General features: G+C 69.2%; 28 protein-coding genes. 20 read left to right on the forward strand and 8 right to left on the reverse strand.

The annotated features are described in order from the left end of the window. Nucleotides 1-38: 38 nt before the first annotated feature. Together M9M90_RS17245 and M9M90_RS17250 are read right to left on the reverse strand one after the other, a co-directional pair. Nucleotides 39-1478 (reverse strand): aldehyde dehydrogenase family protein, encoded by a 1440-nt coding sequence (locus tag M9M90_RS17245; RefSeq protein ID WP_254834472.1) that lies wholly within the window; start codon nucleotides 1476-1478, stop codon nucleotides 39-41. A gap of 138 nt (nucleotides 1479-1616) precedes the next feature. Further along, complete coding sequence (locus tag M9M90_RS17250) at nucleotides 1617-2552, reverse strand: SMP-30/gluconolactonase/LRE family protein (protein ID WP_254834473.1); 936 nt, start codon at nucleotides 2550-2552, stop codon at nucleotides 1617-1619. 62 nt (nucleotides 2553-2614) lie between these two features. Here M9M90_RS17250 and M9M90_RS21170 point away from each other — a divergent pair, with 62 nt between their 5' ends. The 5 genes from M9M90_RS21170 (at nucleotide 2615) to M9M90_RS17270 (ending at nucleotide 4875) form a co-directional block, all read left to right on the forward strand. After that, nucleotides 2615-2749 (forward strand): hypothetical protein, encoded by a 135-nt coding sequence (locus M9M90_RS21170; RefSeq protein ID WP_256549213.1) that lies wholly within the window; start codon nucleotides 2615-2617, stop codon nucleotides 2747-2749. A 27-nt stretch (nucleotides 2750-2776) separates the two neighbouring features. Next, on the forward strand, nucleotides 2777-3505 hold the full coding sequence (locus tag M9M90_RS17255; RefSeq protein WP_254837153.1) for an SDR family oxidoreductase: 729 nt from the start codon (nucleotides 2777-2779) through the stop codon (nucleotides 3503-3505). An 11-nt stretch (nucleotides 3506-3516) separates the two neighbouring features. Further along, entirely contained in the window at nucleotides 3517-3930 is a 414-nt protein-coding gene (folB, locus tag M9M90_RS17260) for a dihydroneopterin aldolase (protein WP_254834474.1), read from the forward strand. A 4-nt stretch (nucleotides 3931-3934) separates the two neighbouring features. Continuing rightward, nucleotides 3935-4405 carry a hypothetical protein gene (locus tag M9M90_RS17265; protein WP_254834475.1) on the forward strand — a complete coding sequence of 157 codons (471 nt, stop codon included), beginning with the start codon at nucleotides 3935-3937 and terminating at the stop codon, nucleotides 4403-4405. Nucleotides 4406-4476: 71 nt separating this feature from the next. Then, nucleotides 4477-4875 (forward strand): hypothetical protein, encoded by a 399-nt coding sequence (locus M9M90_RS17270; protein ID WP_254834476.1) that lies wholly within the window; start codon nucleotides 4477-4479, stop codon nucleotides 4873-4875. Nucleotides 4876-4937: 62 nt separating this feature from the next. Here M9M90_RS17270 and M9M90_RS17275 read toward each other — a convergent pair whose 3' ends face one another. Continuing rightward, nucleotides 4938-5825: a branched-chain amino acid aminotransferase gene (locus M9M90_RS17275; protein WP_254834477.1), complete on the reverse strand. Its 888-nt coding sequence runs from the start codon at nucleotides 5823-5825 to the stop codon at nucleotides 4938-4940. Between the two features lie 80 nt (nucleotides 5826-5905). Between M9M90_RS17275 and M9M90_RS17280 the strand changes: the two genes are divergently transcribed. From M9M90_RS17280 to M9M90_RS17295, 4 genes are all read left to right on the forward strand, one after another. Continuing rightward, complete coding sequence (locus M9M90_RS17280) at nucleotides 5906-6385, forward strand: MarR family winged helix-turn-helix transcriptional regulator (RefSeq protein WP_254834478.1); 480 nt, start codon at nucleotides 5906-5908, stop codon at nucleotides 6383-6385. After that, on the forward strand, nucleotides 6385-7092 hold the full coding sequence (locus M9M90_RS17285; RefSeq protein WP_254834479.1) for a response regulator: 708 nt from the start codon (nucleotides 6385-6387) through the stop codon (nucleotides 7090-7092). The genes M9M90_RS17280 and M9M90_RS17285 overlap by 1 nt, the downstream gene beginning before the upstream one ends. Beyond that, a complete protein-coding gene (locus M9M90_RS17290; RefSeq protein ID WP_254834480.1) occupies nucleotides 7092-8441 on the forward strand; it encodes an ATP-binding protein in 1350 nt (449 codons plus the stop codon). The genes M9M90_RS17285 and M9M90_RS17290 overlap by 1 nt, the downstream gene beginning before the upstream one ends. Before the next feature lie 62 nt (nucleotides 8442-8503). Beyond that, nucleotides 8504-8932: a DUF2147 domain-containing protein gene (locus tag M9M90_RS17295; RefSeq protein ID WP_254834481.1), complete on the forward strand. Its 429-nt coding sequence runs from the start codon at nucleotides 8504-8506 to the stop codon at nucleotides 8930-8932. On the opposite strand, the gene proC is transcribed toward M9M90_RS17295, so the two are convergent. The 3 genes from proC to M9M90_RS17310 form a co-directional block, all read right to left on the reverse strand. Next, nucleotides 8929-9723 (reverse strand): pyrroline-5-carboxylate reductase, encoded by a 795-nt coding sequence (gene proC, locus M9M90_RS17300; protein WP_254834482.1) that lies wholly within the window; start codon nucleotides 9721-9723, stop codon nucleotides 8929-8931. The two genes, M9M90_RS17295 and proC, sit on opposite strands and share 4 nt — an antisense overlap. Before the next feature lie 10 nt (nucleotides 9724-9733). After that, complete coding sequence (locus tag M9M90_RS17305) at nucleotides 9734-10237, reverse strand: YbjN domain-containing protein (protein ID WP_254834483.1); 504 nt, start codon at nucleotides 10235-10237, stop codon at nucleotides 9734-9736. A gap of 152 nt (nucleotides 10238-10389) precedes the next feature. After that, the gene (locus tag M9M90_RS17310) at nucleotides 10390-10635 is read right to left on the reverse strand and encodes an accessory factor UbiK family protein (RefSeq protein WP_254834484.1); all 246 of its coding nucleotides are present in this window, start codon (nucleotides 10633-10635) and stop codon (nucleotides 10390-10392) included. Nucleotides 10636-10718: 83 nt separating this feature from the next. On the opposite strand from M9M90_RS17310, the gene lgt reads away from it, so the two are divergent. The 3 genes from lgt to pgeF are packed head-to-tail and all read left to right on the forward strand — an operon-like array spanning nucleotide 10719 to nucleotide 13398. Further along, nucleotides 10719-11585, forward strand: coding sequence for a prolipoprotein diacylglyceryl transferase (gene lgt, locus M9M90_RS17315; protein WP_254834485.1), 867 nt, complete (start codon nucleotides 10719-10721; stop codon nucleotides 11583-11585). Next, a complete protein-coding gene (locus M9M90_RS17320; protein ID WP_254834486.1) occupies nucleotides 11582-12634 on the forward strand; it encodes a class I SAM-dependent methyltransferase in 1053 nt (350 codons plus the stop codon). Before lgt ends, M9M90_RS17320 begins: the two co-directional genes overlap by 4 nt. Next, entirely contained in the window at nucleotides 12631-13398 is a 768-nt protein-coding gene (pgeF, locus tag M9M90_RS17325; RefSeq protein ID WP_254834487.1) for a peptidoglycan editing factor PgeF, read from the forward strand. The genes M9M90_RS17320 and pgeF overlap by 4 nt, the downstream gene beginning before the upstream one ends. On the opposite strand, the gene M9M90_RS17330 is transcribed toward pgeF, so the two are convergent. After that, nucleotides 13395-14471: a calcium:proton antiporter gene (locus tag M9M90_RS17330; protein ID WP_254834488.1), complete on the reverse strand. Its 1077-nt coding sequence runs from the start codon at nucleotides 14469-14471 to the stop codon at nucleotides 13395-13397. The two genes, pgeF and M9M90_RS17330, sit on opposite strands and share 4 nt — an antisense overlap. 116 nt (nucleotides 14472-14587) lie before the next feature. Here M9M90_RS17330 and M9M90_RS17335 point away from each other — a divergent pair, with 116 nt between their 5' ends. From M9M90_RS17335 to M9M90_RS17365, 7 genes are all read left to right on the forward strand, one after another. Beyond that, nucleotides 14588-15523: a ribose-phosphate pyrophosphokinase gene (locus tag M9M90_RS17335; protein ID WP_254834489.1), complete on the forward strand. Its 936-nt coding sequence runs from the start codon at nucleotides 14588-14590 to the stop codon at nucleotides 15521-15523. A gap of 109 nt (nucleotides 15524-15632) precedes the next feature. Next, nucleotides 15633-16664 (forward strand): hypothetical protein, encoded by a 1032-nt coding sequence (locus tag M9M90_RS17340; protein ID WP_254834490.1) that lies wholly within the window; start codon nucleotides 15633-15635, stop codon nucleotides 16662-16664. 128 nt (nucleotides 16665-16792) lie between these two features. Next, complete coding sequence (locus tag M9M90_RS17345) at nucleotides 16793-17416, forward strand: 50S ribosomal protein L25/general stress protein Ctc (protein WP_254834491.1); 624 nt, start codon at nucleotides 16793-16795, stop codon at nucleotides 17414-17416. 32 nt (nucleotides 17417-17448) lie between these two features. Further along, nucleotides 17449-18069 (forward strand): aminoacyl-tRNA hydrolase, encoded by a 621-nt coding sequence (gene pth, locus M9M90_RS17350; RefSeq protein ID WP_254834492.1) that lies wholly within the window; start codon nucleotides 17449-17451, stop codon nucleotides 18067-18069. Nucleotides 18070-18137: 68 nt separating this feature from the next. After that, nucleotides 18138-19235 carry a redox-regulated ATPase YchF gene (gene ychF / locus M9M90_RS17355; RefSeq protein ID WP_254834493.1) on the forward strand — a complete coding sequence of 366 codons (1098 nt, stop codon included), beginning with the start codon at nucleotides 18138-18140 and terminating at the stop codon, nucleotides 19233-19235. 228 nt (nucleotides 19236-19463) lie between these two features. Continuing rightward, nucleotides 19464-20132, forward strand: coding sequence for a dienelactone hydrolase family protein (locus M9M90_RS17360; protein WP_254834494.1), 669 nt, complete (start codon nucleotides 19464-19466; stop codon nucleotides 20130-20132). Between the two features lie 2 nt (nucleotides 20133-20134). Continuing rightward, nucleotides 20135-20815 (forward strand): dienelactone hydrolase family protein, encoded by a 681-nt coding sequence (locus M9M90_RS17365; RefSeq protein ID WP_254834495.1) that lies wholly within the window; start codon nucleotides 20135-20137, stop codon nucleotides 20813-20815. On the opposite strand, the gene M9M90_RS17370 is transcribed toward M9M90_RS17365, so the two are convergent. After that, on the reverse strand, nucleotides 20812-21288 hold the full coding sequence (locus M9M90_RS17370) for a hypothetical protein (protein WP_254834496.1): 477 nt from the start codon (nucleotides 21286-21288) through the stop codon (nucleotides 20812-20814). The genes M9M90_RS17365 and M9M90_RS17370 overlap by 4 nt on opposite strands. A 96-nt stretch (nucleotides 21289-21384) precedes the next feature. Between M9M90_RS17370 and M9M90_RS17375 the strand changes: the two genes are divergently transcribed. Then, nucleotides 21385-22173: a hypothetical protein gene (locus M9M90_RS17375; protein ID WP_254834497.1), complete on the forward strand. Its 789-nt coding sequence runs from the start codon at nucleotides 21385-21387 to the stop codon at nucleotides 22171-22173. Nucleotides 22174-22222: the final 49 nt, after the last annotated feature.

A 22222-nucleotide genomic window follows, 5' to 3' on the forward strand; every position in this document is an offset into this window, starting at 1 on the left:
GCTGTCCCTCCTCCGACGGAGGAGGGACTTCGTCGTTCTTATTCCGCGGCGACCTTCGGCGCGTAGCCGAGCATCGCCTTGGTTTCCAGGAACTCGTGGAAAGCGTAGTCGCCCCACTCGCGCCCGTTGCCGCTCATCTTATAGCCGCCGAAGGGGGCCATCATGTCGCCGCCGCCGCCGTTGATCGACACCTGGCCGGCGCGGAGCTTGGAGGCCACCTCGCGAGCCTTGGCGAGATCGGCGCCGTTGACGTAGGCGGCCAGGCCGTACTCGGTGTCGTTGCCGACCTCGATGGCCTGGTCGAGGGTCTCATAGCCCAGGATCGACAGCACGGGGCCGAAGATCTCTTCCTTGGCGATGGTCATCTCGTTGGTGACGTTGGCGAAGACGGTGGGCTTCACATAGTAGCCCTTGTCCAGGCCTTCCGGACGGCCGACCCCGCCGATGACCAGGGTCGCGCCCTCGTCGATGCCGGCCTGGATCAGCTTCTGGATCTTGTTGAACTGCACCTCGGAGACCACCGGCCCGAGCTGAGCGTTGCCGTTCGGGTCGCCGACGGTGACCGTGGAGGCCGCCTCGCGAGCCGCGACGATCGCCTCGTCCATGCGCTTGGACGGGACGAGCATACGGGTGGGCGCGTTACAGGATTGACCGGAATTGGTCATCATGGTCGCCACGCCGCGGGCGACGCCCTTGGTCAGCTGGTCGTCGTCCAGGATGATGTTCGGGCTCTTGCCGCCCAGTTCCTGGGCCACGCGCTTGACGGTCGGGGCGGCGTTCTTGGCCACCTCGATGCCGGCGCGGGTCGAGCCCGTGAACGAGACCATGTCGACTTCCGGATGGCTGGAGAGCGGCACGCCCACGCCCAGGCCGTCGCCGTGGACGAGGTTGAACACGCCCGCCGGCACGCCGGCCGCATGCATGATCTCGGCGAAGATCTGGCCCGAGAACGGGGCCACTTCCGACGGCTTCAGCACCATGGTGCAGCCCGTGGCGATGGCCGGGGCCACCTTGCAGACGATCTGGTTCAGCGGCCAGTTCCAGGGGGTGATGAAGCCGCAGACACCGATCGGCTCCTTGACGATCATGGTCGGGCCGCGGTCTTCCTCGAACTTGAAGGTCTTCAGCACTTCCACGGCGGTGGCCAGGTGGCCCATGCCGATCGGAACCTGAGCCCGCTGGGCCAGGGAGGCCGGAGCGCCCATTTCCTCGGTCACCGCGGTGGCCAGGTCGCCGAAGCGCTTCTGGTATTCCGCCAGGATGCGGCCCAGCACCTCCAGGCGCTCCTCGCGGCTGGTCTGCGACCAGGCCGGGAAGGCCTTGCGCGCGGCCATGACGGCCTTGTCCACGTCGGCGGCCGAGCCGAGCGCGATCTTGCCGCAAACCTCTTCGGTGGCCGGATTGATGACGTCGAGCGTCTTCAACTCGACGGGCTCAACCCATTTGCCGTCGATATAAAACTTCAGGTACTCGCGCATGACGTCCTCCCGGATCGTTCGTTAGGGGGTGGCCGGCAGGTTCCCCGCCAGGCTTCAAACAAGCATTTTAGTGATCGGCGATCACTGGGGAAGCCCCAATCCCCGCTTCCGTAAGGGAAGTTTCACTGGCGACCGCTGCTAAGCCATCTGGTGAACATGCGGCTGTCCCGCAACCGGGCTTCTCACCTTCAGCACATAATCGGCCCTGATCGAGCCGATATAGAGGTCCTTCAGGTCGGGGCCGCCCCAGGTGACGTTTGTGGGATGGTTCACGACCTGCCCGGTCGGATCGTGGATCATCGTGACCACGGCGCCGGCTGGGGTGATCGCCACCACCTTGTCGGCGGCCGGCAAGCACACCCACAGGTTGCTCTCGGCGTCCATACCCACGCCATCGGTGTAGCCGAGATCCGCCTGCGCGACCTGCGGCCCGCCCCGCACCTGCAACGCGCCCAGCATCGGGCCATGGCGCTCGCCCTTGCCTAGCTTGCCACCGGGCAGGATCGGAAAGCGCATGACGTCGGCGCCGCTGGTCTGGGCGCAGTAGAGGACGCCGTCGTCGGCCGAGAGCGCCAGGCCGTTGGGGAACTTCAGACCCTCGGCGACGATCTGGCTCGAGCCGTCGGGTCGCAGCACGAAAATGAAGCCGTCGGCCCGCCCGTCCAAGGCCTGGGGCCAGGTCTCGGCGTGGGTGGAGTTGGCGCACCAGATGTTGCCCGCCCGGTCGACCACCGGATAGTTGGCGCTCGTCAGCCGCTTGCCGCCGACCTCGGCCACCAGGGTCTCGCGCAGGCCGGTCGCCAGGTCGAACCGCTCCAGCGGTCCCTCTTCCCGGTCGTAGATCCCGAAATTGGCGATCAGCACCCGGCCCTGCCGGTCCATGTTGATCCCGTTGGGGGCCCCGCCCTTGGGACCCAGCCGCTTGAACGAACCGTCGAGGAAGATCTCGGCCACCGCGCATTGGTGGTCGGAGGCGAACACCCGGCCGTCGCGGGAGACGACCACGTCCTCGGGCCGGTCGATGCCGACGGCGATCTTGGTGAAGGCGCTAGGCGGAATGGGCGCGAGCGGCATGGCGTTTCTTCCCGGACTTTCTTTTGACCTTGGCCCGCCGCCTGGGCGTTAGACAAGTGCGCTTGCGGACCCGTCCCCGCCCCGCTAAAGCCCGATCAACACCCTCGGAGCCCCTCATGACCGCGATCCTGATGATCCTCGCCTTCCTCGTCGTCATCGGCGCCCTGAACTATTTCGAGTTCGGCCGGCTCGACTAGGTCGCTAGCGGGACGCCGGACTTGCCCGTGACCACGCGCGGCGCGGCCCTGGTCACCGGTGGCGCGCGGCGGATCGGCCGGGCGCTGACCCTGGCCTGCGCCGAGGCCGGGTTCGACGTCGCCATCCATGTCCGGGCCGTCGACGACGACGCCCAGTCCGCCGCCGCCGCCGTGCGGGCTCGCGGACGCAAAGTCTCCATCCACACCTGCGACCTGCGCCAGGAGGCGGCGACCGCCCCCCTGGTGGCAGAGGCCGAGGCCGAGCTCGGCCCCATCACCCTGCTGGTCAACTGCGCCTCGGTGTTCGAGGACGACAGCTTCGCCTCAATGAACCGCGCCTCGTGGGACGCCCATCTGGAGACCAATCTCCGGGCGCCCATGGTCCTGGCCCAGGCCTTCGCCCGGCGCCTGCCCGCCGACCGCACCGGCCTGATCGTCAATATCCTGGACCAGCGGGTGCTGAGCCCCGGCCCGGACTTCTTCAGCTATTCGCTGTCCAAGAGCGCGCTGTGGGCCGCGACCCAGATGCTGGCCAAGGGCCTTGCGCCGCGCATCCGGGTGAACGGCATCGGGCCCGGGCCGGTCCTGGCCTCGATCCACCAGCAGCCCGAGGACTTCCAGGGCGAGGTCGAGGCCACCCTGCTGCGCCACGCGGTCGATCCGACGGAGATCGGGCAAGCCCTGCGCTACCTGATTGACGCAACGTCAGTGACCGGCCAGATGATCGCCGTCGACGCCGGTCAGCACCTGACCTGAAGGATATGACCTTGGCCCTTTCGCCACTCCAGGAGACGCCTGCCGAACCCATCGCCGCGCCGCAAGGCCGAACGGTCATGACCAAGATCTTCGTGACCGGCCTGAAGATCGACGCCGAGATCGGTGTCTACGCCCACGAGAAGGGCCGCGCCCAGCCGCTGGTGGTGGACGTGGAGCTCGACGTCCCGGCCGCGGGGGTCGAACGCCTGTCGCAGACCGTCAACTACGAGATGATCGGCGAACACGCCCGGGCCATCGCCGCGGAGGGTCACATCCAGCTGGTCGAGGCCTTCGCCGAACGCCTGGCCCGCGCCTGCCTCAGCGATCCGCGGGTCATGCGCGCCCGGGTGCGGGTGGAAAAGCCCCTGGCGCTCGCGCCGCACGCCATGGCCGCCGGCGTGGAGATCACCGTCGTCCGGGGCTGAGGCCGTGGCGGCTCGCCACAGCGCCCGCCTCTCCCCAATCCAGGCCGAGACCGTCTGGACCCTCGAGGACGGCTGCGTCGTCGAGCGGCGCGGCGGCCATCTCCGGCGCTTTCCGATGGCGGAGCTCAAGGGCGTGCGCCGAGGCGAACGCGGCGCGATCCTGCTGTTCGGCCGCCGCCGGCTGACCCTCCCCGCCCTGAGTTACGAGGGGCTCCGGCCCCAGGACCGGTCGGCCAGCTTCGAGGCCTTCATGACCGCCGTGACCGGCCAGGTCCCGACGCGCCGGCCCCCGGCGTTCGGCCGCGCGCCGATCTATTGGATCATGGGCCTGATGGCCCTGGGAGCCTTGGCCCTGCTGGCCTTCGCGGCCAGCGGCGGTGCCTGGAGCCTGGGGGTGGCGCTGGCCGCCCGCCTGGTCTTCGTCCTGATCCTGGCGGCCGCCGTCCTGCCCTGGCTCGACCGTCCCGGCAGATGACGAAGAATTAAAGTGGCGCGCCAACGAAACGGGCCCACATATTTCCTCAGACAATCAACGAGGAGACCGAATTGAGCCATACCGAAACCGCCGTCAGCACAACCGAAGACCGCACGCTTCCGGCTGTGATCTACGGTCTGTACCTGCTGGGCCTGGTGAACGGGCTCACGATTCTGGTCGGACTGGTGCTGGCCTATGCGAACCGCGACAGGGCGGGGCCGAACATGGCCACGCACCACCGCTTCCTCATCAACACCTTCTGGATCGGACTGGTCGCCGCCGTGGTCCTCGGCGCCATGACGCTGATCGGCGCCGTGCTGTCGATCGTCCTGATCGGCATTCCGATCCTGCTGTTGGCCGGGCTGCTCTGGTGCGCCCTGGGCGTGTGGTTCTTCGTCCGCTGCGTCGCGGGCCTGATCCAACTGTCCAACGGCGCCGCCTATCCCCGCCCCGACACCTGGCTGGTCTAAGGCCTCACGAAAACGGCCGCCCCTCCTCGCGGCGGGGCGGCCGAATTCGTCATATCCAGGTCCTAGGCGGGCACGAGCTCGCGACGGACCATCCGGGCATAGTCGTCCATCAGGGCCAGCGAGAGGGCGCCCGGCGTGAAGCTGTACTCGCCGATCTGGGCCACCGGGGTGACCTCGGCCGCCGTACCGACCACGAAGCATTCCGTGAACTCGGCGAGTTCCTCGGGCCGGATGTGGCGCTCGATGACCTCGATGCCCTTTTCCTTGGCCATCGCGATCACCGACTGGCGGGTGAGGCCGTTGAGGAAGCAGTCGGGGGTGGGCGTGTGCAGCACGCCGTTCTGGACGAAGAACACGTTCGAGCCGGTGCTTTCGGCGACATAGCCCCGGTAGTCGAGCATCATGGCGTCGGTGTAGCCGGCCTTCTCCGCAGCGTGCTTGGAGATGGTGCAGATCATGTAGAGGCCGGCGGCCTTGGCATGCACCGGCTCGGTTTCCGGCGAGGGGCGCTTGTACTTGGCCCAGCACATGCGGATGCCCTTGGCGCGCTCCTCGGGCTTGAAGTAGCTCGGCCAGTCCCAGACGGCGATCGCCACGTGGATCTTGGTCATCTGGGCCGAGACCCCGATCATCTCCGAACCGCGCCAGGCGATGGGTCGGACATAGGCGTCGGTCAGGCCGTTCTTGGCGCAGGTGTCCTTGCAGGCCTGATCGATCTCGGCCACCGTGAAGGGGATTTCGAAATCGAGGATCTCGGCCGACTTGAACAGGCGCTCGGTGTGTTCCGTGAGCTTGTAGATCTCTCCCCCGTACATCCGCTCGCCTTCGAACACCGAGGAGGCGTAATGGAGGCCATGGGTCAATACGTGCACGTTCGCCTCGCGCCAGGGCACGAACTGGCCATCGAACCAGATCCATCCATCGCGGTCGTCGAAGGGAACGAGTGACATGAGGGAAAGGCCTCCTTTCAATCCGGCTTCCTTACAGACTCCCTCGCCGTCCGCGTCAAACAAAATGGGCTTTGAGCTTGATGGCCGCCGCCGATCCTAGGCTAATCCTGCGGGACGAAGAGCTGGATGCGGGGCTTGAGCTGATGATGCTGGCCGAAGCCGCGTTGTGGGCAGGCGTCGATGCGGGGCTGCAGGCCGAGGATCTCGGTCTCGGCCGCTCCCACTGGCGCGCGGCCTTCCTGCTGAAGCGACGGCCGGGCGTGGGCGTCCAGGAGCTCGCCCACCTCACCAGCCTCTCCAAACAGGCCGCCAGCCGCATCCTCAGCGACCTGGAGGCCAAGGGCCTGGCCGAGAAGGTACCCGGCGACCTGGACGGCCGGCGGCGCACGGCCAATCTGACCGCGGCGGGTCAGGCCTTCGAGGGGCGGATCGCCGAACGGCTGCGGGGCCAGCTCGCCAGGTCGTACCGCACCGGTGGCCTGGACGGCGTGGCCGGGGCGCGGCGCATTCTGTCGGCCCTGGCCGGCGGGCGGATGAAGACCAGCGGAGGCGGCGCCTGATGGCCCTGACGGAGACTCCCGATCGCCACCTGCTGGTGGTCGATGACGACGACCGCATCCGCGACCTTCTGAAGGAGTACCTGGCCCGCAACGGGTTCCGGGTCACCGCGGCGCCCGGCGGCGCGGCGGCGCGGCGGCTGATGGAGACGCTGGACTTCGACCTGGCGGTGTTCGACGTCATGATGCCTGGCGAGGACGGGTTCTCGCTAACCCGGTGGCTGCGGGAGCGAAAGGGCTCGGCCGGCCGCACACCGGTGCTGATGCTGACCGCCAAGGGCCTGCCCGAGGACCGGATCGAGGGCCTGAAGCTCGGCGCCGACGACTATCTGGGCAAGCCCTTCGAGCCCGAGGAGCTGCTGCTGCGCATCGAGTCCATCCTGCGCCGCGCCCAGAGCCGGCCGCAGAACGGCGCCAACGCGCCGATCTCGCTCGGCCGCTGCCAATTCGACCTGGAACGCGGCGAGCTCAGTTGCGGCGGGGCGCCGATCCGTCTGACCGAGGCCGAGGTCGCCCTGCTCAAGCGCCTGGCCCGCAGCCCGCACGAGCCGGTGGACCGGCTGGAGCTGGCGCGGGAGACCGTCGATCCCTCCGGCCGGGCGGTGGACGTCCAGGTCACCCGCCTGCGCCGCAAGATCGAGGCCGACCCGAAGACCCCACGCTACCTGCAGACCGTCCGCGGCGTGGGCTACCTGTTGGCGCCGGACTGATGAAGCTCCGGCTGTTCACGCCCCGGCACTTCCAGCGGCTGATCAAGCGCAGCCTGCCGACCACCCTGTTCGGCCGCTCGCTGCTGATCATCGTGCTGCCCGTGGCGCTGATGCAGATCGCGGTCACCTGGGTGTTCTTTGACGCCCACTGGCAGACCGTGACCAGCCGGCTCTCCGATGGCCTGGCCGGCGACGTGGCCTGGGCGGTGGAGAGCTATCAGGACGACCCCAGTCCCGCGGCCATGGCGCGGCTGTCGGATCGGGCGGAGAAGTCGCTCAGCCTGTCGCTTGCCCTGCAGCCCGGCCGCGCCCTGCCCGTTGGCCGGCGCGCCAATCCATTCGCCGTGGTGGACCGATCGCTGGAGCGGGCGCTGGCCCAGCGGCTGGACGCGCCGTTCTGGTTCGACACCACCCGCTACCCGGCCTATGTCGACATCCGGGTTCAGGTGAACGAGGGGGTGATCCGCATCCTCGCGCCCCGCGACCGGGCCTTCGCCACCCAGGGCCATATCTTCGTCCTGTGGATGACGGTGGCGACCCTACTGCTCACCGCCATCGCCATCCTCTTCATCCGCAACCAGACCCGCTCCATCGAACGCCTGGCCTCGGCGGCGGATGACTTCGGCAAGGGGATCGACGCCCCGGCCTTCAAGCCGCACGGCGCGCGCGAGGTGCGCCAGGCCGCCCACGCCTTCCTGGCCATGAAGTCGCGCATCCAGCGGCATATCGACCAGCGCACCGCCCTGCTGGCCTCCGTCAGCCACGACCTGCGCACCCCGCTCACCCGCCTGAAGCTGGAGCTGGCGCTCGCCGAGCCCGGCCCACGCAACGCCGAGATGAAGCGCGACCTGGCCGAGATGGAGCACATGATCGACGAGTACCTCGCCTTCGCCCGCGGCGAGGGCGGCGAGGCCATGGAGACCATCCGGCTGAAGGGCCTGATCGACGAGGTGAGCGAGGGCGCCCTGCGCGCCGGGGCCGAGGTGCATGTGGACGCCGACCCGGAGCTCACCGCAAGCGTGCGACCCAACGCGCTGAAGCGCGCCCTGTCGAACCTGGTGATGAACGCCGCCGTCCATGGCGAGCACATCGAGGTCTCGGCCGCCGCCCGGGTGGCCGGCGGGGTGGAGATCACGGTGGACGACGACGGGCCCGGCATCCCGGAGGACCGCTACGAGGACGCCTTCAAGGCCTTCAATCGCCTCGACGAGGCCCGCAACCAGAACGACAAGGGCGTCGGCCTGGGCCTGGCCATCGCCCGCGACGTGGCGCGCGGCCACGGGGGGGACGTCACCCTGGATCGCTCGCCCATGGGCGGTCTGCGCGCCGTCGTGAGGCTGCCGGGCTGATGTTTCATCGAGGGTTCACAGACGCAAGGCACAGCTACGCCAAACCTTGGGGAGAGAGTCGCATGAAACTTGGTCACCTGTTGGCGGGCCTGACGCTCGCCGCCGTCGCCGGCGCCGCCCAGGCCGCCGATCCTGTCGAGGGCCATTGGCTGGTCGAGAGCGGCACAGCCAAGATCAAGGTCGCCCCCTGCGCGGCCGACAAGGCCAGAATGTGCGGAGTGATCACCTGGGTGAAGGCGCCCGCCGGCGCGACGCCCAAGGACACCAACAATCCCGAGACCAGCCTGCGCGCCCGTCCCCTGGTGGGGCTCTCGATGATCCGCGACTTCAAGCCCGTCGGGGCTGGAAAGTGGAGCGGCGGCAAGATCTACAACCCGTCGAACGGCAAGACCTACGCCTCCAAGATGAGCGCCAAACCCGACGGCACGCTGAAGATCGAGGGCTGCATCGCGGTGATCTGCCAGGCCCAGACCTGGAAGCGGGCGACCTAGCTTCCCAGCTCTTTCGAACGCCTCACGGCGGCGGCCACGGCCTCGCGCAGCAGCGGGGCAAGGCCGTTCTCGCCCATCAGGACGTCCAGGGCCGCCTGGGTGGTGCCGCCCGGCGAGGTGACCTGGCGGCGTAGCTCCGACGGCTCCTCGCCGCCTTTGGCCATCAGGGCCGCGGCCCCGGCGATCGTGGCCCGGGCCAGGCGCGCGGCGTCGGCGGGCGGCAAGCCGGCCCGGGCGCCAGCGGCCTCCAGGGCCTCGACGAAGGCGTAGAGATAGGCCGGCGCCGATCCCGAAACCGCGGTCGCCGCGTGCAGCAACTCCTCGTCCGCCAGATCCACAACCGTCCCGACCGGGGCGAACAGGGCGTGGGCCCGCGCCCTAGCCGAAGCGTCGGCGGCATAGATGCTGGACGTGCCCTGGCCGATGGCCACGGCCGTGGTGGGCATGACACGGGCGACGGCCCGGCCGCCGAAAGCCTGGAAGATGTCGTCGGCGCGGACGCCCGCCGCAACGGAGACGATCACCGCCTCGGGGGCCAGGTGCGGCGCGACCGCGCCGGCCGCGTCGCGCCAGGTCTGCGGCTTCACCGCCAGCAGCACGGTCCTGGCTTCGGCGAGCACCGAACCGGCGGGATTGAGCCGCGCCCCGGCGGCGCCAAGCGCCTGGACGGCGTCGCTCACATGCGGCTCGCAGATGATCAGGTCGCTGGGCTTGAAGGCCCCGGCCAGGCGCCATCCCTCGATCAGCGCGCCGCCCATGCGGCCCGCGCCCAACAGCAGGATCGGCGTCATGGGCTAGCCCTTAGGCCTCGCCGACCGTCTCGAACATGCAGGCGGCGATGGCGTCGGCGGGCGACTTGGCGCCCTTCACCAGGAAGTCGAAGGCCGGGTAGAAGCGGTCGGCCGCCTCCATGGCCACGTCGATCATCGCCGCGGCCTGGGCCAGCGTCGGGCGTTCGCCGGTCATCAGGGCCATGGCGTGGCGGAAGATGATCTCGCCGTCGTCCCAGACCTCGAAGTGGCCCAGCCAGACGCGCTGGTTGACCGTGGAGACCAGTTCGAAGGCCGCGGGTCGCTGCTCGGTCGTCACCTGCTGGTCGACGGAGAGGCAGAGCTGCAGGCAGTCGGCCTCGGGTCGCCAGGCGAACCAAAGCTCGTAGTCCTTCCAGTCGCCGGCCAGGGTGAAGGCGAGGTCGCCATCTTCCGTGCGGTCGAACTGCAGGTTTTCGGCCGTCAGAACGTGCTCGACCACATCCAGCGGATCGAGGGCGATCAGGACGTCTTCGTCAGACAGAGGCGTATCCATAAGACCGGCGGTCCTTTCGCATGGGGCTAAGGGGCCCAGCGGGCCCCCGAATCGCCTGCGATCTCGAAACTAATCTGCTTCGCGAGGGGTGCGTCACCGGCTTCTTCATCCGGGCGAGCCACATTCGCGTGTTTGCGTAGGCTTGCGCCGACCTAGTCCTTCTTGGCCGGCTTCTTGGCGGCGGGCGCCTTGAGCGCGGCGATCTCCAACCGCAACACGGCGATCTCGGCCTTGAGGGCCTCGAACTCGTCGCGACGGATCAGGTCGAGCTCGGCGGCGAAACGATCGGCCTGGGCGCGGAACGCGGCCTTGGCTTCCTCGCCGGCGGTCTGGGCGAGGCCCATGGCGGCGTTGGTCAGCTTGGCGAATTCGTCCAGGAAGGGGTTCTGGGTCTGCATGACCCTCTATATGGCGCGCCGGGGGATGAAAGCGAAGGGGTTCTCGTCTAAACCCGGTTGAAGACCTCACGGAGCACCCCGCCTTGCCCTTCCCGGACTTCGATCCCGTCCTCGTCCAGATCGGGCCCTTCGCCATCCGCTGGTACGCCCTGGCCTATGTGGCGGGCATACTTCTGGGGTGGCGCTATGTCGCATCCCTGATGAAGCGTCAGGAGCTGTGGGCGCCTCGCGCCGCGCCGGCCACCGGCGGCCAGGTCGACGACCTGATCGTCTGGCTGACGCTCGGCATCATCGTCGGCGGGCGGCTGGGCCACGTGCTGTTCTACACCCCCTCCCTGATCTGGGAGGATCCGCTGCAGATTCCCCAGACCTGGAACGGCGGCATGAGCTTCCACGGCGGGGCGATCGGTGTCGCGGTCGCGGTGCTCGCATTCTCGCGGGTCAACAAGCTCGACACGCTGCGCCTGGGCGACGCGATCGCCGCGGCCAGCCCCTTCGGCCTGTTCTTCGGACGCATCGCCAACTTCATCAACGGCGAGCTGTGGGGCCGACCGACCGACGTGCCCTGGGCGGTGGTCTTCCCCAACGGCGGCATCTTCGCCCGCCATCCCAGCCAGCTTTACGAGGCGGCGCTCGAGGGCGTCATCCTGTTCCTGCTGCTGCGCTGGGCGACCCATCACGCCAGGCTGCTGCGCCGGCGGGGCGTGGTCGCCGGAATCTTCATGGGCGCCTACGCCATCTTCCGCATGGCCCTGGAGAATGTGCGCGAGCCCGACGCCTACCTGCCCAACTTCCCCCTCGGCCTGACCATGGGAATGATGCTGAGCACGCCCATGTTCCTGTTCGGCGCCTGGCTGATCTGGCGCGGCATGAAGGAACCGATCCCCGACGCTGACCAGAGCGAGGCCCCGGCCGCCCCCGCAGCCGGCGAGCCCGCCAAACTCCGGTGAGCCTCCGCGACCGGCTCGTGGCCCAGATCCGCGCCGGCGGTCCCATGACCGTGGCCCAGTACATGGCCGCCTGCCTCCATGATCCGCAGGACGGCTACTACGCCACCCGACCCGCCCTGGGCGCGCGGGGCGACTTCATCACCGCACCCCTGGTCAGCCAGATGTTCGGTGAGCTCATCGGCCTCTGGGCCGTCGAGGCCTGGGAGCGTCTGGGCCGTCCCGATCCCGTGCGGCTGGTGGAGATGGGTCCCGGCGACGGCTCGCTGATGAGCGACCTGTTGCGGGCCGCCCGGCTGGCGCCCGCCTTCCTGGCCGCCGCCGACATCTGGCTGGTGGAGGTTTCCGAACCCCTGCGCATGCGCCAGCGCCAGGTGCTGGGCGACCAGGTCTCCTGGGCTCGATCGCTCGAGGAGGTTCCGGGCGGGGCGCCCCTGCTGCTGGTCGCCAACGAGCTGTTGGACTGCCTGGCCGCCCGCCAGTTCATCCGCACCGAGCGTGGCTGGGCCGAGCGGATGGTGGGGTTGGACGAGGCCGGCGAGCTTGCCTTCGGTCTGGCCGCCGCGCCGCTGGACCGCGACGCGCCGCTCGGTGCGATCCTGGAGCATTCCCCGGGCCAGGAGGCGCTGGGCTCGGAGCTGGGCGAACGCATCGCCCGGGACGGCGGGGCGGCCCTGCTGATCGACTACGGTCGCGCGGTCCCGGGATTCGGCGACACCCTGCAGGCCCTGCGCGCCCACCGGAAGGAGAGCCCCCTTGCCGCCCCCGGCGAGGCCGACCTCACCGTCCATGCCGATTTCCCCGCGGTCCTGGCCGCGGCCCACGCCCAGGACGCCCAGACCGCCCACATCCTCACCCAGGGCGAACTGCTGGTTCGCCTGGGGATCGGCTCGCGCGCGGAAGCCCTGGCCCAGGCGCGGCCCGACAAGGCGCAGGAGATCGAGCGCCAGCTCGAGCGGCTGGTCTCTCCCGATCAGATGGGCGAACTGTTCAAGGCCGCCTGCATCCATTCGCAGGGCTTCATCCCGCCGGGCTTCGAGGCCATGACGTGAGCGGCCTGCCGGTCATCACATCACCGCTGCTGGAGCTGGAGGGCGTGCGCCACGCCTTCTTCACGCGCCAGGGCGGGGTCTCCGCCGGGATCTACGAAAGCCTCAATGTCGGGCGCGGTTCGGCCGACGCGCCGGCCGACGTGGTCGAAAATCGCCGCCGGGCCGCGGCCCACTTCGGCGCGCCGCCGCAGGCGCTCAGCACCTGCTACCAGATCCACTCGGCCACGGCCCTGGTCGCCGAGGAACCCTGGGGCGACGCCAGGCCCGAGGCCGACGGGGTGGTCACGGCCAGGCCGGGGGTCGTCTGCGGGGCGCTCGCCGCCGACTGCGCCCCGATCCTGTTCGCCGATCCCGAAGCCCGGATCGTCGCCGCCGCTCACGCCGGCTGGAAAGGCGCGCTCACCGGCATCGCGGAGGCCACGGCGGCCAAGATGCGCGAGTTGGGCGCTCGGCGAATCGTGGCGGTCATCGGACCCTGTATCGGCCCGGCCTCCTATGAGGTCGGCCTGGAGTTCCTGGACCGCTTCGTCGCCGACGACGCCGCCAACACCGCCTTCTTCGCGGCCGGCGAGAGCCCCGACAAGCGGATGTTCGACCTGCCGGGCTTCGTGCTGAACCGGCTGCGCGGCGCCGGCGTCACGACCTGCGAGTGGGTCGGCCGCGACACCTGCGCCGAGGAGGCGCTGTTCTTCTCCAACCGCCGGGCCTTCAAGCGTGGCGAGCCCGATTTCGGCCGCCTGCTCTCGGCGATCACCCTGACCTAGGGCACCACGGTGGTGAACAGGTAGACCGCGAAGATCACCAGGTGGACCACGCCCTGCAGCACCGTGGTGCGGCCCACCCCCAACGACAGGGTGGTGACGATCAGGGTGAGCATCAGCAGCACCGTCGACTTGGCGTCGAGACCAAGCGACAGCGGCCAGCCCATGAAGAGCGAGACCGCGGCCACCACGGGGATCGTCAGGCCGATGGAGGCGAGCGCCGAGCCCAGCGCCAGGTTGAGGCTGGTCTGCAGGCGGTCGGCCCGGGCAGCGCGCACCGCCGCCAGGCTCTCGGGCGCCAGGACCAGGGCCGCGATGACCACGCCCACCACCGCCTGGGGCGCGCCGGCGTCGAGCACCGCCCGCTCCAGGGTCGGCGCCAGGCTCTTGGCGAGCAGCACCACCGCGCCCAGCGACATGACCAGCAGGCCCAGGCTGACCCAGGCGGCCGTGGCGGTGGGGGGATCGGCGTGGGCCTCCTCGTCATGGGCCAACGAACCCGAGGGCAGGAAATAGTCGCGATGGCGCACGGTCTGGATCAGGACGAAGACCCCGTAGAGCACCAGCGAGACCATCCCAACGAAGGCGAGCTGGCTGCCGGAATAGACCGGACCCGGCGTGGTGGTGGTGTAGTTCGGCAGGACCATGGTGAGCACGGCCAGGGCCGCCAGGGTCGCCAGGGCGGCGCTGACTCCCGCCTGGCCGAATCGCTGCTCCATGTGCCGGGCGGCGCCGAGCAACAGGCAGAGGCCGACCAGGCCGTTCAGGATGATCATGATGGCGGCGAACACGGTATCGCGCGCCAGGCCTGCAGCCTCGCCGCCGCCCGAAAGCATCAGCGAGACGATCAGCGCCACCTCGATCACCGTGACCGCCACGGCCAGGACGAGGGTGCCGTAGGGCTCGCCGATTCGGTGGGCCACGACCTCGGCATGGTGAACGGCGGCCAGGACGCAGGCGATCAGGCCCGCCGCCAGCAGAAGGTCTACCAGGCCGCCGAAGCCCGCGGCGAGCAGCAGCAACCATCCGATGGGTGGGGAAAGCCAGGTCCAGGCCGGCAAGGCAAGTCGGGGCATGCCCTACCCTAGCCGACCGCTCTTTGCGGCGCGACCCGGGATCTGAGCGCCTGGGGTCTTGCTCCCAGGTCGCGGCCTGCTACAAGCCCGCGCATACGAAATTCCTCGGGGGTCCGATGAAGCTGCTGGCCGGCAACTCCAACCGAACGCTCGCCGAGGCCGTCGCCTCACATCTCGACCTCCCGCTGACCAAGGCCCAGGTCAAGCGCTTCGCCGACAACGAGGTCTGGGTCACGATCGACGAGAACGTGCGCGGCGAGGATGTCTTCGTCATCCAGTCGACCAGCTACCCGGCCAACGACAACCTTATGGAGTTGCTGATCTGCATCGACGCGCTGAAACGCGCCTCGGCCAAGCGGATCACGGCGGTCATGCCCTATTTCGGCTACGCCCGGCAGGACCGGAAGACTGGGGGCCGCACCCCGATTTCGGCCAAGCTGGTTTCCAACCTGATCACCCGGGCCGGCGCCGACCGGGTCCTGACCATGGATCTGCACTCGGGCCAGATCCAGGGCTTCTTCGACATCCCCACCGACAACCTGCTGTCCGCGCCGATCCTGGCCGCCGATATCAAGGAACACCATTCCAAGACCGCCGAGCTGATGATCGTCTCGCCCGACGTCGGCGGCGTGGTCCGGGCGCTCGCCGTCGCCACCCGGCTGAACGCGGAACTGGCCATCGTCGACAAGCGCCGCTCCGGCCCCGGCAAGAGCGAGGTCGCCAACATCATCGGCGATGTCGACGGTCGCCGCTGCATCCTGTTCGACGACATGATCGACGGCGGCGGCACCCTCTGCAACGCCGCCCAGGCCCTGGTCGATGGTGGGGCGCTGGAGGTCTCGGCCTATGTCACCCACGGGGTGCTGTCGGGCGCGGCGGTCGAGCGGGTGAATTCCTCGATCCTCAAGGAGCTGGTCATGACCGACTCCATCCAGCCGCCCGAACGCGCCACCGACGGCGGCAAGATCCGCTATGTGAGCTGCGACAGGCTGATCGGCGAGGCCATCCGGCGAATCGCCAACGAGGAATCGGTCTCCAAGCTGTTCGACTAACTCGCCGCTGCGGCCAAGCTTGGTTAGCGCCCGTTAACGGCGTCAGGTCACATTCTCGCCCGGTCGGCCGTGTTATGTTGGCTCAAGGATACACCGGGGAAGGCCCAGGATGACTTCCACTTTGCGCGTGGGCCTGACGGTCGCCGCCCTTGCCGCTGCGAGTCTGCTCGCCGCCTGCTCTTCGCAACCCGCGCCGCCTCCCCCGCCGCCGCCGCCGCCGCCGGTCTCGGCGCTGCCGGCCTCGCTGGTCGAGCGGGCCAGCGCCTATCGCTACTATGTCGATCATGCCACGGCGATCTCGCCGGCCTTCACCGACGGCGCGGCCGTGGCCGACGCCGTGCGGGTGGGCGTCGCCTATGAGCCCAAGCAACTGATCCAGGGCGCCACGGCCTATGGCGCAGTCGTCGCCCTGGGCGATCCGGCCTTCGTCGCCGGCGTGCGCAGCTACGGGACTAACCCGGACGCGCGGCGCAACATCGCCTACGAGATCATGAAGGACCCGGCCTATGTGGTCGCCCTGACCGGCTCGAGTTCGGCCGCCGGCCTGGTCATGGCCGCGCTCGGCGACGACGGGAACAAGTTCTACACGGCCGGCAAGGCGGTGAAGCAGTCGGCCTACGACGTCCAGAAGCAGCCATGGTCCAAGGCCGAGGTGCCGAATCGCGACGTCCGCCTGCTGCAGGCCAAGTCGCTCTCGACCACGCCGCTGGTTGGCGAGGTCGCCCAGACCGTGCGGCTGCAGCAGGCCGCCGCCGGCGTCCAGCCGCTGGGCCTCGTGGCCGCCCCGGCCAGCGCGCCCTACACCCCGACGGTGATCCGCAGCCTGGCCATCGCCGCCCTGGCGGTGCTCGGCCACGCCAGCGACGCCAACATGGAAATCATCAACGCCATGATGGTGGAGCCCAACACCGGCTCGTGCATCAACATGTCCAAGCTGAACCTCTTCCAGTGCCTGGCGGTCTCCAAGCCGCACTACGAGGACGTCTTCTGCCTGGGCCAGCACGCCATGATGGACACCGCCCGCTGCGTGATCAAAGCCTCGGGCCAGGTCGAGCCCTTCGAGCCCCGGTTCGTCCCCGTGGCGCGCACGGCGGCGGAGATGGCGAAGCAGCCCTACAAGACCTCCACCCAAAAGCGTTAGAAATCCGCACCCCGCACCGTTGCAACGGCCGGGAGTTTTGTGTACTTACGCCCACCTTTCGGCCCCAACGGGTCGTTCCGTCGCCGCGCGGGTTTCGCGCGGCGGCTTCGTTTTAAGGCGAAGGCGCCATGGCCGAGATCATCCTGAACGTTGAAGTCCGCGAACGCACCGGTACGGGCGGCGCCCGCGAAACCCGTCGCTCGGGCCTGGTCCCCGGCGTGCTGTACGGCGGCTCCAAGGACCCCGTGGCCATCGCCGTGAAGTCCAACGAGTTCCGCAAGGCGCTCTATACGGGCAAGCTCCTGGGCCACCTCGTGACCCTGAAGTACGGCAAGGAAAGCCAGCCGGTCATCGCCAAGGCCGTGGACATGGATCCGGTCACCGACGAGCCGGTGCACTTCGACCTCTATCGGGTCGACGAACACCAGATGATCAAGATCGCGGTCCCGGTTCGCTTCACGAACCACGAAGCCTCGCCTGGCCTCAAGAAGGGCGGCACGATCAACGTGGTGCGCCACGAGGTCGAACTGATGTGCCCGGCCGACTCCATCCCGGAAGAGCTGGTCTTCGACCTGACCGGCCTGGACATCGGCGACACCATCCGCATCTCGGCCTTCGAACTGCCCAAGGGTGTGCAGGCGGCCATCGATCGCGACGTGGTCGTGGCCACCCTCGCCGGCTCCTCGGCCTCGGCCTCGGCCGACGCCGCGGCTGACGACGAAGCCGCCGCCGCCGCCTCGACCACCGAGTAGAACAGACGATCTCTTCGTCGCGAGGAGATCGAATGCTCATCCTTTCCGGCCAAGGCAATCCGGGAGCCCGCTATGCGGGCAACCGGCACAATATCGGCTTCATGGCCGTAGACGCGATCGCGCGTCGCTGGCGCTTCGGGCCCGAGCGCTCGAAGTTCGGCTCGTTGATCCGCGAGGGCGAGATCGACGCCGAGGGCGGCCCCGTGCGCGCCCTGATCCTCAAGCCGCAGACCTTTTACAACGAGAGTGGACGCTCGGTCGGCGAGGCGCTGAAGTTCTACAAGCTGAGCCCCGCCGATCTCGTGCTGTTCTACGACGAGATCGACCTGGCCCCCGGCCGGTTCCGGATGAAGACCGGCGGTGGGGCGGCGGGCAATAACGGGGTCCGCTCCGTGACCGCCCACGTGGGCCCCGATTTCCGGCGCGCCCGCCTGGGCGTGGGCCACCCGGGCCAGAGCGAGCTGGTCCAGGGCCATGTGCTGTCCGACTTCCACAAGGTCGACCAGAACTGGGTGGCCGACCTGCTGGCCGCCCTCGCCGACGCCGCGCCCCTGCTGGCCGCCGGCGAGGACGAGAAGTACCAGACCGAGGTCATGCGCCTGGCCCCCGCCGACAAGGCCGACACCCGCCAGGCCCGCAATCGCGAGAGCTGACCGCTGCCCTGTTGGGCCCACCCGCCGGACGTGCTAGGTCGCGCCCTCGCATAGGAAACGAAGACTCCATGGCTCTGAAAGTCGCCATCGTCGGCCTGCCGAACGTCGGCAAGTCGACCCTGTTCAACGCGCTCACCCAGACCGCGGCGGCCCAGGCGGCCAACTACCCGTTCTGCACCATCGAGCCCAATACAGGCGACGTGGCCGTGCCCGAACCGCGCCTGGAGAAGCTGGCGGCGGTCATCCCGTCCAAGGAGATCATCCCCTCCCGGATCAACTTCGTGGACATCGCGGGCTTGGTGCGCGGCGCCTCCAAGGGCGAGGGCCTCGGCAACCAGTTCCTGGCCAATATCCGCGACTGCGACGCCGTGGCCTTCGTGGCCCGCTGTTTCATCGACGACGACATCACCCACGTCGAAGGCAAGGTCGATCCCCTCTCCGACCTCGAGACCATCGAGACCGAGCTGATGTTGGCCGACCTTGAGAGCCTGGAGAAGCGGGTCGCCAACCTCGAAAAGCGGGCTAAGGCCGGCGACAAGGAAAGCGCCCAGACCCTGCGCCTCGTGCAATTGGCCCTGGCCGAGCTCAACGCCGGTCGGCCCGCCCGCAAGGCCAAGGTCGCCGACGAGGACGACAAGGCCTGGCGGATGCTGCAGCTCCTGACCTCCAAGCCCGCGCTCTATGTTTCCAATGTCGACGAGGCCTCCGCCGCCGACGGCAACGACATGTCCCGCCTGGTGGCCGAACGCGCGGCGCGCGACGGCGCCGACCACGTGGCCATCTCCGCCCAGATCGAGAGCGAGATCGCCATGCTCGATCCCTCCGAACGCGCCGAGTTCCTGGAGACCCTCGGCCTCACCGAGCCCGGCCTCAACAAGCTGATTCGCGAGGCCTATCACCTGCTGGGCCTGCAGACCTATTTCACCGTCGGGCCCAAGGAGGCGCGCGCCTGGACCATCCACAAGGGCGACACCGCCCCCCAGGCGGCCGGCGTGATCCACACCGACTTCGAGAAGGGCTTCATCCGCGCCGAGACCATCGCCTATGACGACTATGTCCGGCTGAACGGAGAGGCCGGGGCCCGCGACGCCGGCAAGCTGCGTGCCGAGGGCAAGGAATACGTGGTCAACGACGGCGACGTGATGAACTTCCGCTTCAACGTCTAGGCCCGATGCTCCCCCTCTGGGGGAGCTGTCACCGCAGGTGACTGAGGGGGACATTGACTCGCTTTCGCGCGCTTCAACCCCCTCTGTCTCGTCGCGAAGAGGCGACGAGCCACCTCCCCCAAATCGCGCTGCGCGCTGGGGGAGGATTTCTGATGCCGAGGCCTTCCGAACTCTCATTGGGCCCCCCGCCATTCTCTGCTTAGCTCCCCGACCAAACAGGAGAGACACATGGGCGAGACCATCACCCTCAAGGGCGCGGACGGGTTCGAGTTTTCCGCCTATCACGAGCAACCGTTCACGCCGCGCAAGGGCGGGGTGATCGTGATCCAGGAGATCTTCGGCATCGACCGCCACGTGCGCGCCGACGTCGAACGCTGGGCCAAGGCCGGCTATGAGGCCATCGCGCCTGCCCTCTACGATCGACGCGAGCGCGACTTCGTCTCCGCCCACGATCCGGATGGCATCGCCGCGGGCGTGGCCCATGCGCGGGCGACACCGCTGGACCAGGCCCTGGGCGACATCGCCGCCTGCCGCGATTTCCTGAGCGCGCGGGGCAAGGTCTGCGTGGTGGGCTATTGCTACGGCGGATCGCTCACCTGGCTGGCGGCGGGCAAGGTCGAGGGCCTGGCCGCGGCGTCCAGCTATTACGGCAGCCTGGTGGCCGCCAACGCCGCCCTGAAGCCGCTCTGCCCGACCATCATCCACCTCGGCCACACCGACCCCGGCATCAAGGCTGACGAGGTCGAGAAGGCCGTGCACGAGCACCATCCCGAGGTGCCGGTCTACATCTACGAGGGGGCCGGCCACGGCTTCAACAACGAGAGCCCCGAGCGCTACGCCGAGGAGGCCGCCGACCTCGCCCGGGCCCGGACCCGCGAACTGTTCGAGAGCGCCTGAGCGTGGGCGAGACGATCAGGCTCGCGAGTGGCTTCGACGGCTTCGAGCTTGACGCCTATCGCGTTCGGCCGGGCGACGCCCGGCGCGGCGGGCTGGTGCTGATCCAGGAGATATTCGGGGTCACCGACCACATCCGCGACCTCGCCGACAGCTTCGCACAGGACGGTTACGAGGTGATCGCGCCCTGCCTCTACGACCGCCTGGAACGGGGCTTCGAGGCGGACTACGGCCAGGAGGCCGTGGCCAAGGGGGTGAAGTACTCTCAGGAGACCCCGTGGGACCAGGTGGCCGGCGACCTGCAGGCGGCGGTGAACGCCCTGCAGCCGCCGGTCTTCGTCACCGGCTTCTGCTGGGGCGGGGCGGCGACCTGGCTGGCGGCCTGCCGCTGCACGGGGCTGTCGGCAGCCTCGGCCTTCTACGGCCGCCGGATCAGCGAGCTGAAAGACGAGATTCCCAAGGTCCCCATCATCCTGCATTTCGGCAAGACAGACGCCTCGATCCCGCCGGAGCGGATCGACGAGATCGCCTCGGCCCATCCCGACATCCCGATCCACCTGTACGACGCCGGCCACGGCTTCGCGTCCGATCGGCGCGCGGACTACGACGCCGACTGCGCCCGGCTGGCCCGCCTGAGGACGCTGGCCCTGTTCGCCAACAACGGCGCCGGCCGCAGCGCGGTCTAGGAGGCAGGTTCCTCGATCAGCTTGCGGATCGGCGGCTGCAGCTCCAGCACCCGGACCAGGATAGCCTGGGCCGCCAGTATGCCGATGCCCGCGGCGTAGCCGGAGAACACCCCGGCCGGATAGCGGCCGCCATAGGCCACCGCCCCCACCTGCCAGTAGATGAACAGGGCCGCGCCCGCGAGCAGGCCGACCCCGGTGATCACCGAGACCGGGCTCTGACCGAAGCCCGCCTGGAAGCTCAACCAGACATAGCGGGCCAGCATCCGTTTCAGCCAGGGCACCAGCAGCGGCAGGACCAGCGAGATGACCAGGAAGACAGCGGGCCAGATGAGAGTGCGCTGGGCGATCAGGTCCGTCCCGCCCGGCAGGACCTGGAAGGCGTTGACCACCGCCCCCGCATAGATCAGCGACGCGGCGGCGAGCGCCACGTCCTGCATACGCTTGAAATCCCGCCAGGGGCGAATGAAGGCCATCCCTGAAATCTTAGCGGCTCGTTGGGGCAGGCGTAAGGCATGTTCCCACCTCGCGCGGCTTGGCTATGCTCGCGAGGCCCTTGAGTCTCGGACCCCATGACGCCCGCCGCCCTCGCCACGGCCGCCACGCTTGTCGCCCTGGCCCCGGCCGGGGCCCGCGCGGGCGAAACCGCCTGCGTCTATGAGCGCGGGGTCGTCGTGATTCCGGCTTCGGTGGCCGGGATGGCGGGCGACTACATCCTCGACACCGGCTCGCCCGACACCCAGCTCCACGAGACCAAGGCCCAGATGGCCGGCATCACCGGGACCGCGGTGCGCGCCCGAGTGCTGGTGGCGGGCCTGGCCTTGCCCGGCCGGTCCGTGGCCGTGGTGGATCTGGACGCGCGCACGGCGGCCTTCCCGACCCCGATCGCCGGGGTGATCGGCGCCGACCTGCTGGCGCCCTATGTGGTCGATGTGAGCTTCACCCCCTGCCGGGTGGCGATCCACCGGCCGGGTCGGGCAGGCAGGTTTCGTGCGACAGCGGTGCTGCCGATGGGCTCAGGCGTCGCCTCGGCAAGGGCGGCGGTAGCCGACGGCCCGCACGCCTCCGCCGGCGAGATGGTGCTCTCGACCGGCGCCGACGCGCCCCTGCGGATGTACCAGAGCGTGGCCGTCGCCGTCGGGACCTCGCAGCCGGACACCCTGCTGCCCTATGGCGAGCGCCGCGCGACCCTGCGGGCCCTGTCGCTGGGCGGGGCGCTGTTCGAGAACCTGCCGGCCGGCCTGCTGGCCGACGGCGACGGCGCCCGCCTGGGCGTGATCGGCGCGCCGGTGCTGGCCCAATGGCGGGTTCGGTTCGACTTCCCCCGCCGGCGGGTGCTGCTGGGTCCGCCGGCGCACTAACGAAAAAGGCCCCGGAAAACCGGGGCCTCGATCGTCTCTTCCGGAGGCT

Source organism: Phenylobacterium sp. LH3H17, from assembly GCF_024298925.1.
In the GTDB taxonomy this organism is placed as follows: domain Bacteria; phylum Pseudomonadota; class Alphaproteobacteria; order Caulobacterales; family Caulobacteraceae; genus Phenylobacterium.

Excerpts from the sequence above, each read along its gene's own strand:
- M9M90_RS17250 (WP_254834473.1), bottom strand. The coding sequence starts at position 2,552 with ATGCCGCTCGCGCCCATTCCGCCTAGCGCCTTCACCAAGATCGCCGTC.
- M9M90_RS17330 (WP_254834488.1), bottom strand. The coding sequence starts at position 14,471 with ATGCCCCGACTTGCCTTGCCGGCCTGGACCTGGCTTTCCCCACCCATC.
- M9M90_RS17375 (WP_254834497.1), top strand. The coding sequence starts at position 21,385 with ATGACGCCCGCCGCCCTCGCCACGGCCGCCACGCTTGTCGCCCTGGCC.
- M9M90_RS17340 (WP_254834490.1), top strand. The coding sequence starts at position 15,633 with ATGACTTCCACTTTGCGCGTGGGCCTGACGGTCGCCGCCCTTGCCGCT.
- M9M90_RS17290 (WP_254834480.1), top strand. The coding sequence starts at position 7,092 with ATGAAGCTCCGGCTGTTCACGCCCCGGCACTTCCAGCGGCTGATCAAG.
- M9M90_RS17370 (WP_254834496.1), bottom strand. The coding sequence starts at position 21,288 with ATGGCCTTCATTCGCCCCTGGCGGGATTTCAAGCGTATGCAGGACGTG.
- M9M90_RS17285 (WP_254834479.1), top strand. The coding sequence starts at position 6,385 with ATGGCCCTGACGGAGACTCCCGATCGCCACCTGCTGGTGGTCGATGAC.
- M9M90_RS17335 (WP_254834489.1), top strand. The coding sequence starts at position 14,588 with ATGAAGCTGCTGGCCGGCAACTCCAACCGAACGCTCGCCGAGGCCGTC.
- M9M90_RS17310 (WP_254834484.1), bottom strand. The coding sequence starts at position 10,635 with ATGCAGACCCAGAACCCCTTCCTGGACGAATTCGCCAAGCTGACCAAC.
- pth (WP_254834492.1), top strand. The coding sequence starts at position 17,449 with ATGCTCATCCTTTCCGGCCAAGGCAATCCGGGAGCCCGCTATGCGGGC.
- M9M90_RS17245 (WP_254834472.1), bottom strand. The coding sequence starts at position 1,478 with ATGCGCGAGTACCTGAAGTTTTATATCGACGGCAAATGGGTTGAGCCC.
- M9M90_RS17305 (WP_254834483.1), bottom strand. The coding sequence starts at position 10,237 with ATGGATACGCCTCTGTCTGACGAAGACGTCCTGATCGCCCTCGATCCG.
- M9M90_RS17345 (WP_254834491.1), top strand. The coding sequence starts at position 16,793 with ATGGCCGAGATCATCCTGAACGTTGAAGTCCGCGAACGCACCGGTACG.
- M9M90_RS17360 (WP_254834494.1), top strand. The coding sequence starts at position 19,464 with ATGGGCGAGACCATCACCCTCAAGGGCGCGGACGGGTTCGAGTTTTCC.
- proC (WP_254834482.1), bottom strand. The coding sequence starts at position 9,723 with ATGACGCCGATCCTGCTGTTGGGCGCGGGCCGCATGGGCGGCGCGCTG.
- M9M90_RS17275 (WP_254834477.1), bottom strand. The coding sequence starts at position 5,825 with ATGTCACTCGTTCCCTTCGACGACCGCGATGGATGGATCTGGTTCGAT.
- ychF (WP_254834493.1), top strand. The coding sequence starts at position 18,138 with ATGGCTCTGAAAGTCGCCATCGTCGGCCTGCCGAACGTCGGCAAGTCG.
- M9M90_RS17280 (WP_254834478.1), top strand. The coding sequence starts at position 5,906 with ATGGCCGCCGCCGATCCTAGGCTAATCCTGCGGGACGAAGAGCTGGAT.
- M9M90_RS17295 (WP_254834481.1), top strand. The coding sequence starts at position 8,504 with ATGAAACTTGGTCACCTGTTGGCGGGCCTGACGCTCGCCGCCGTCGCC.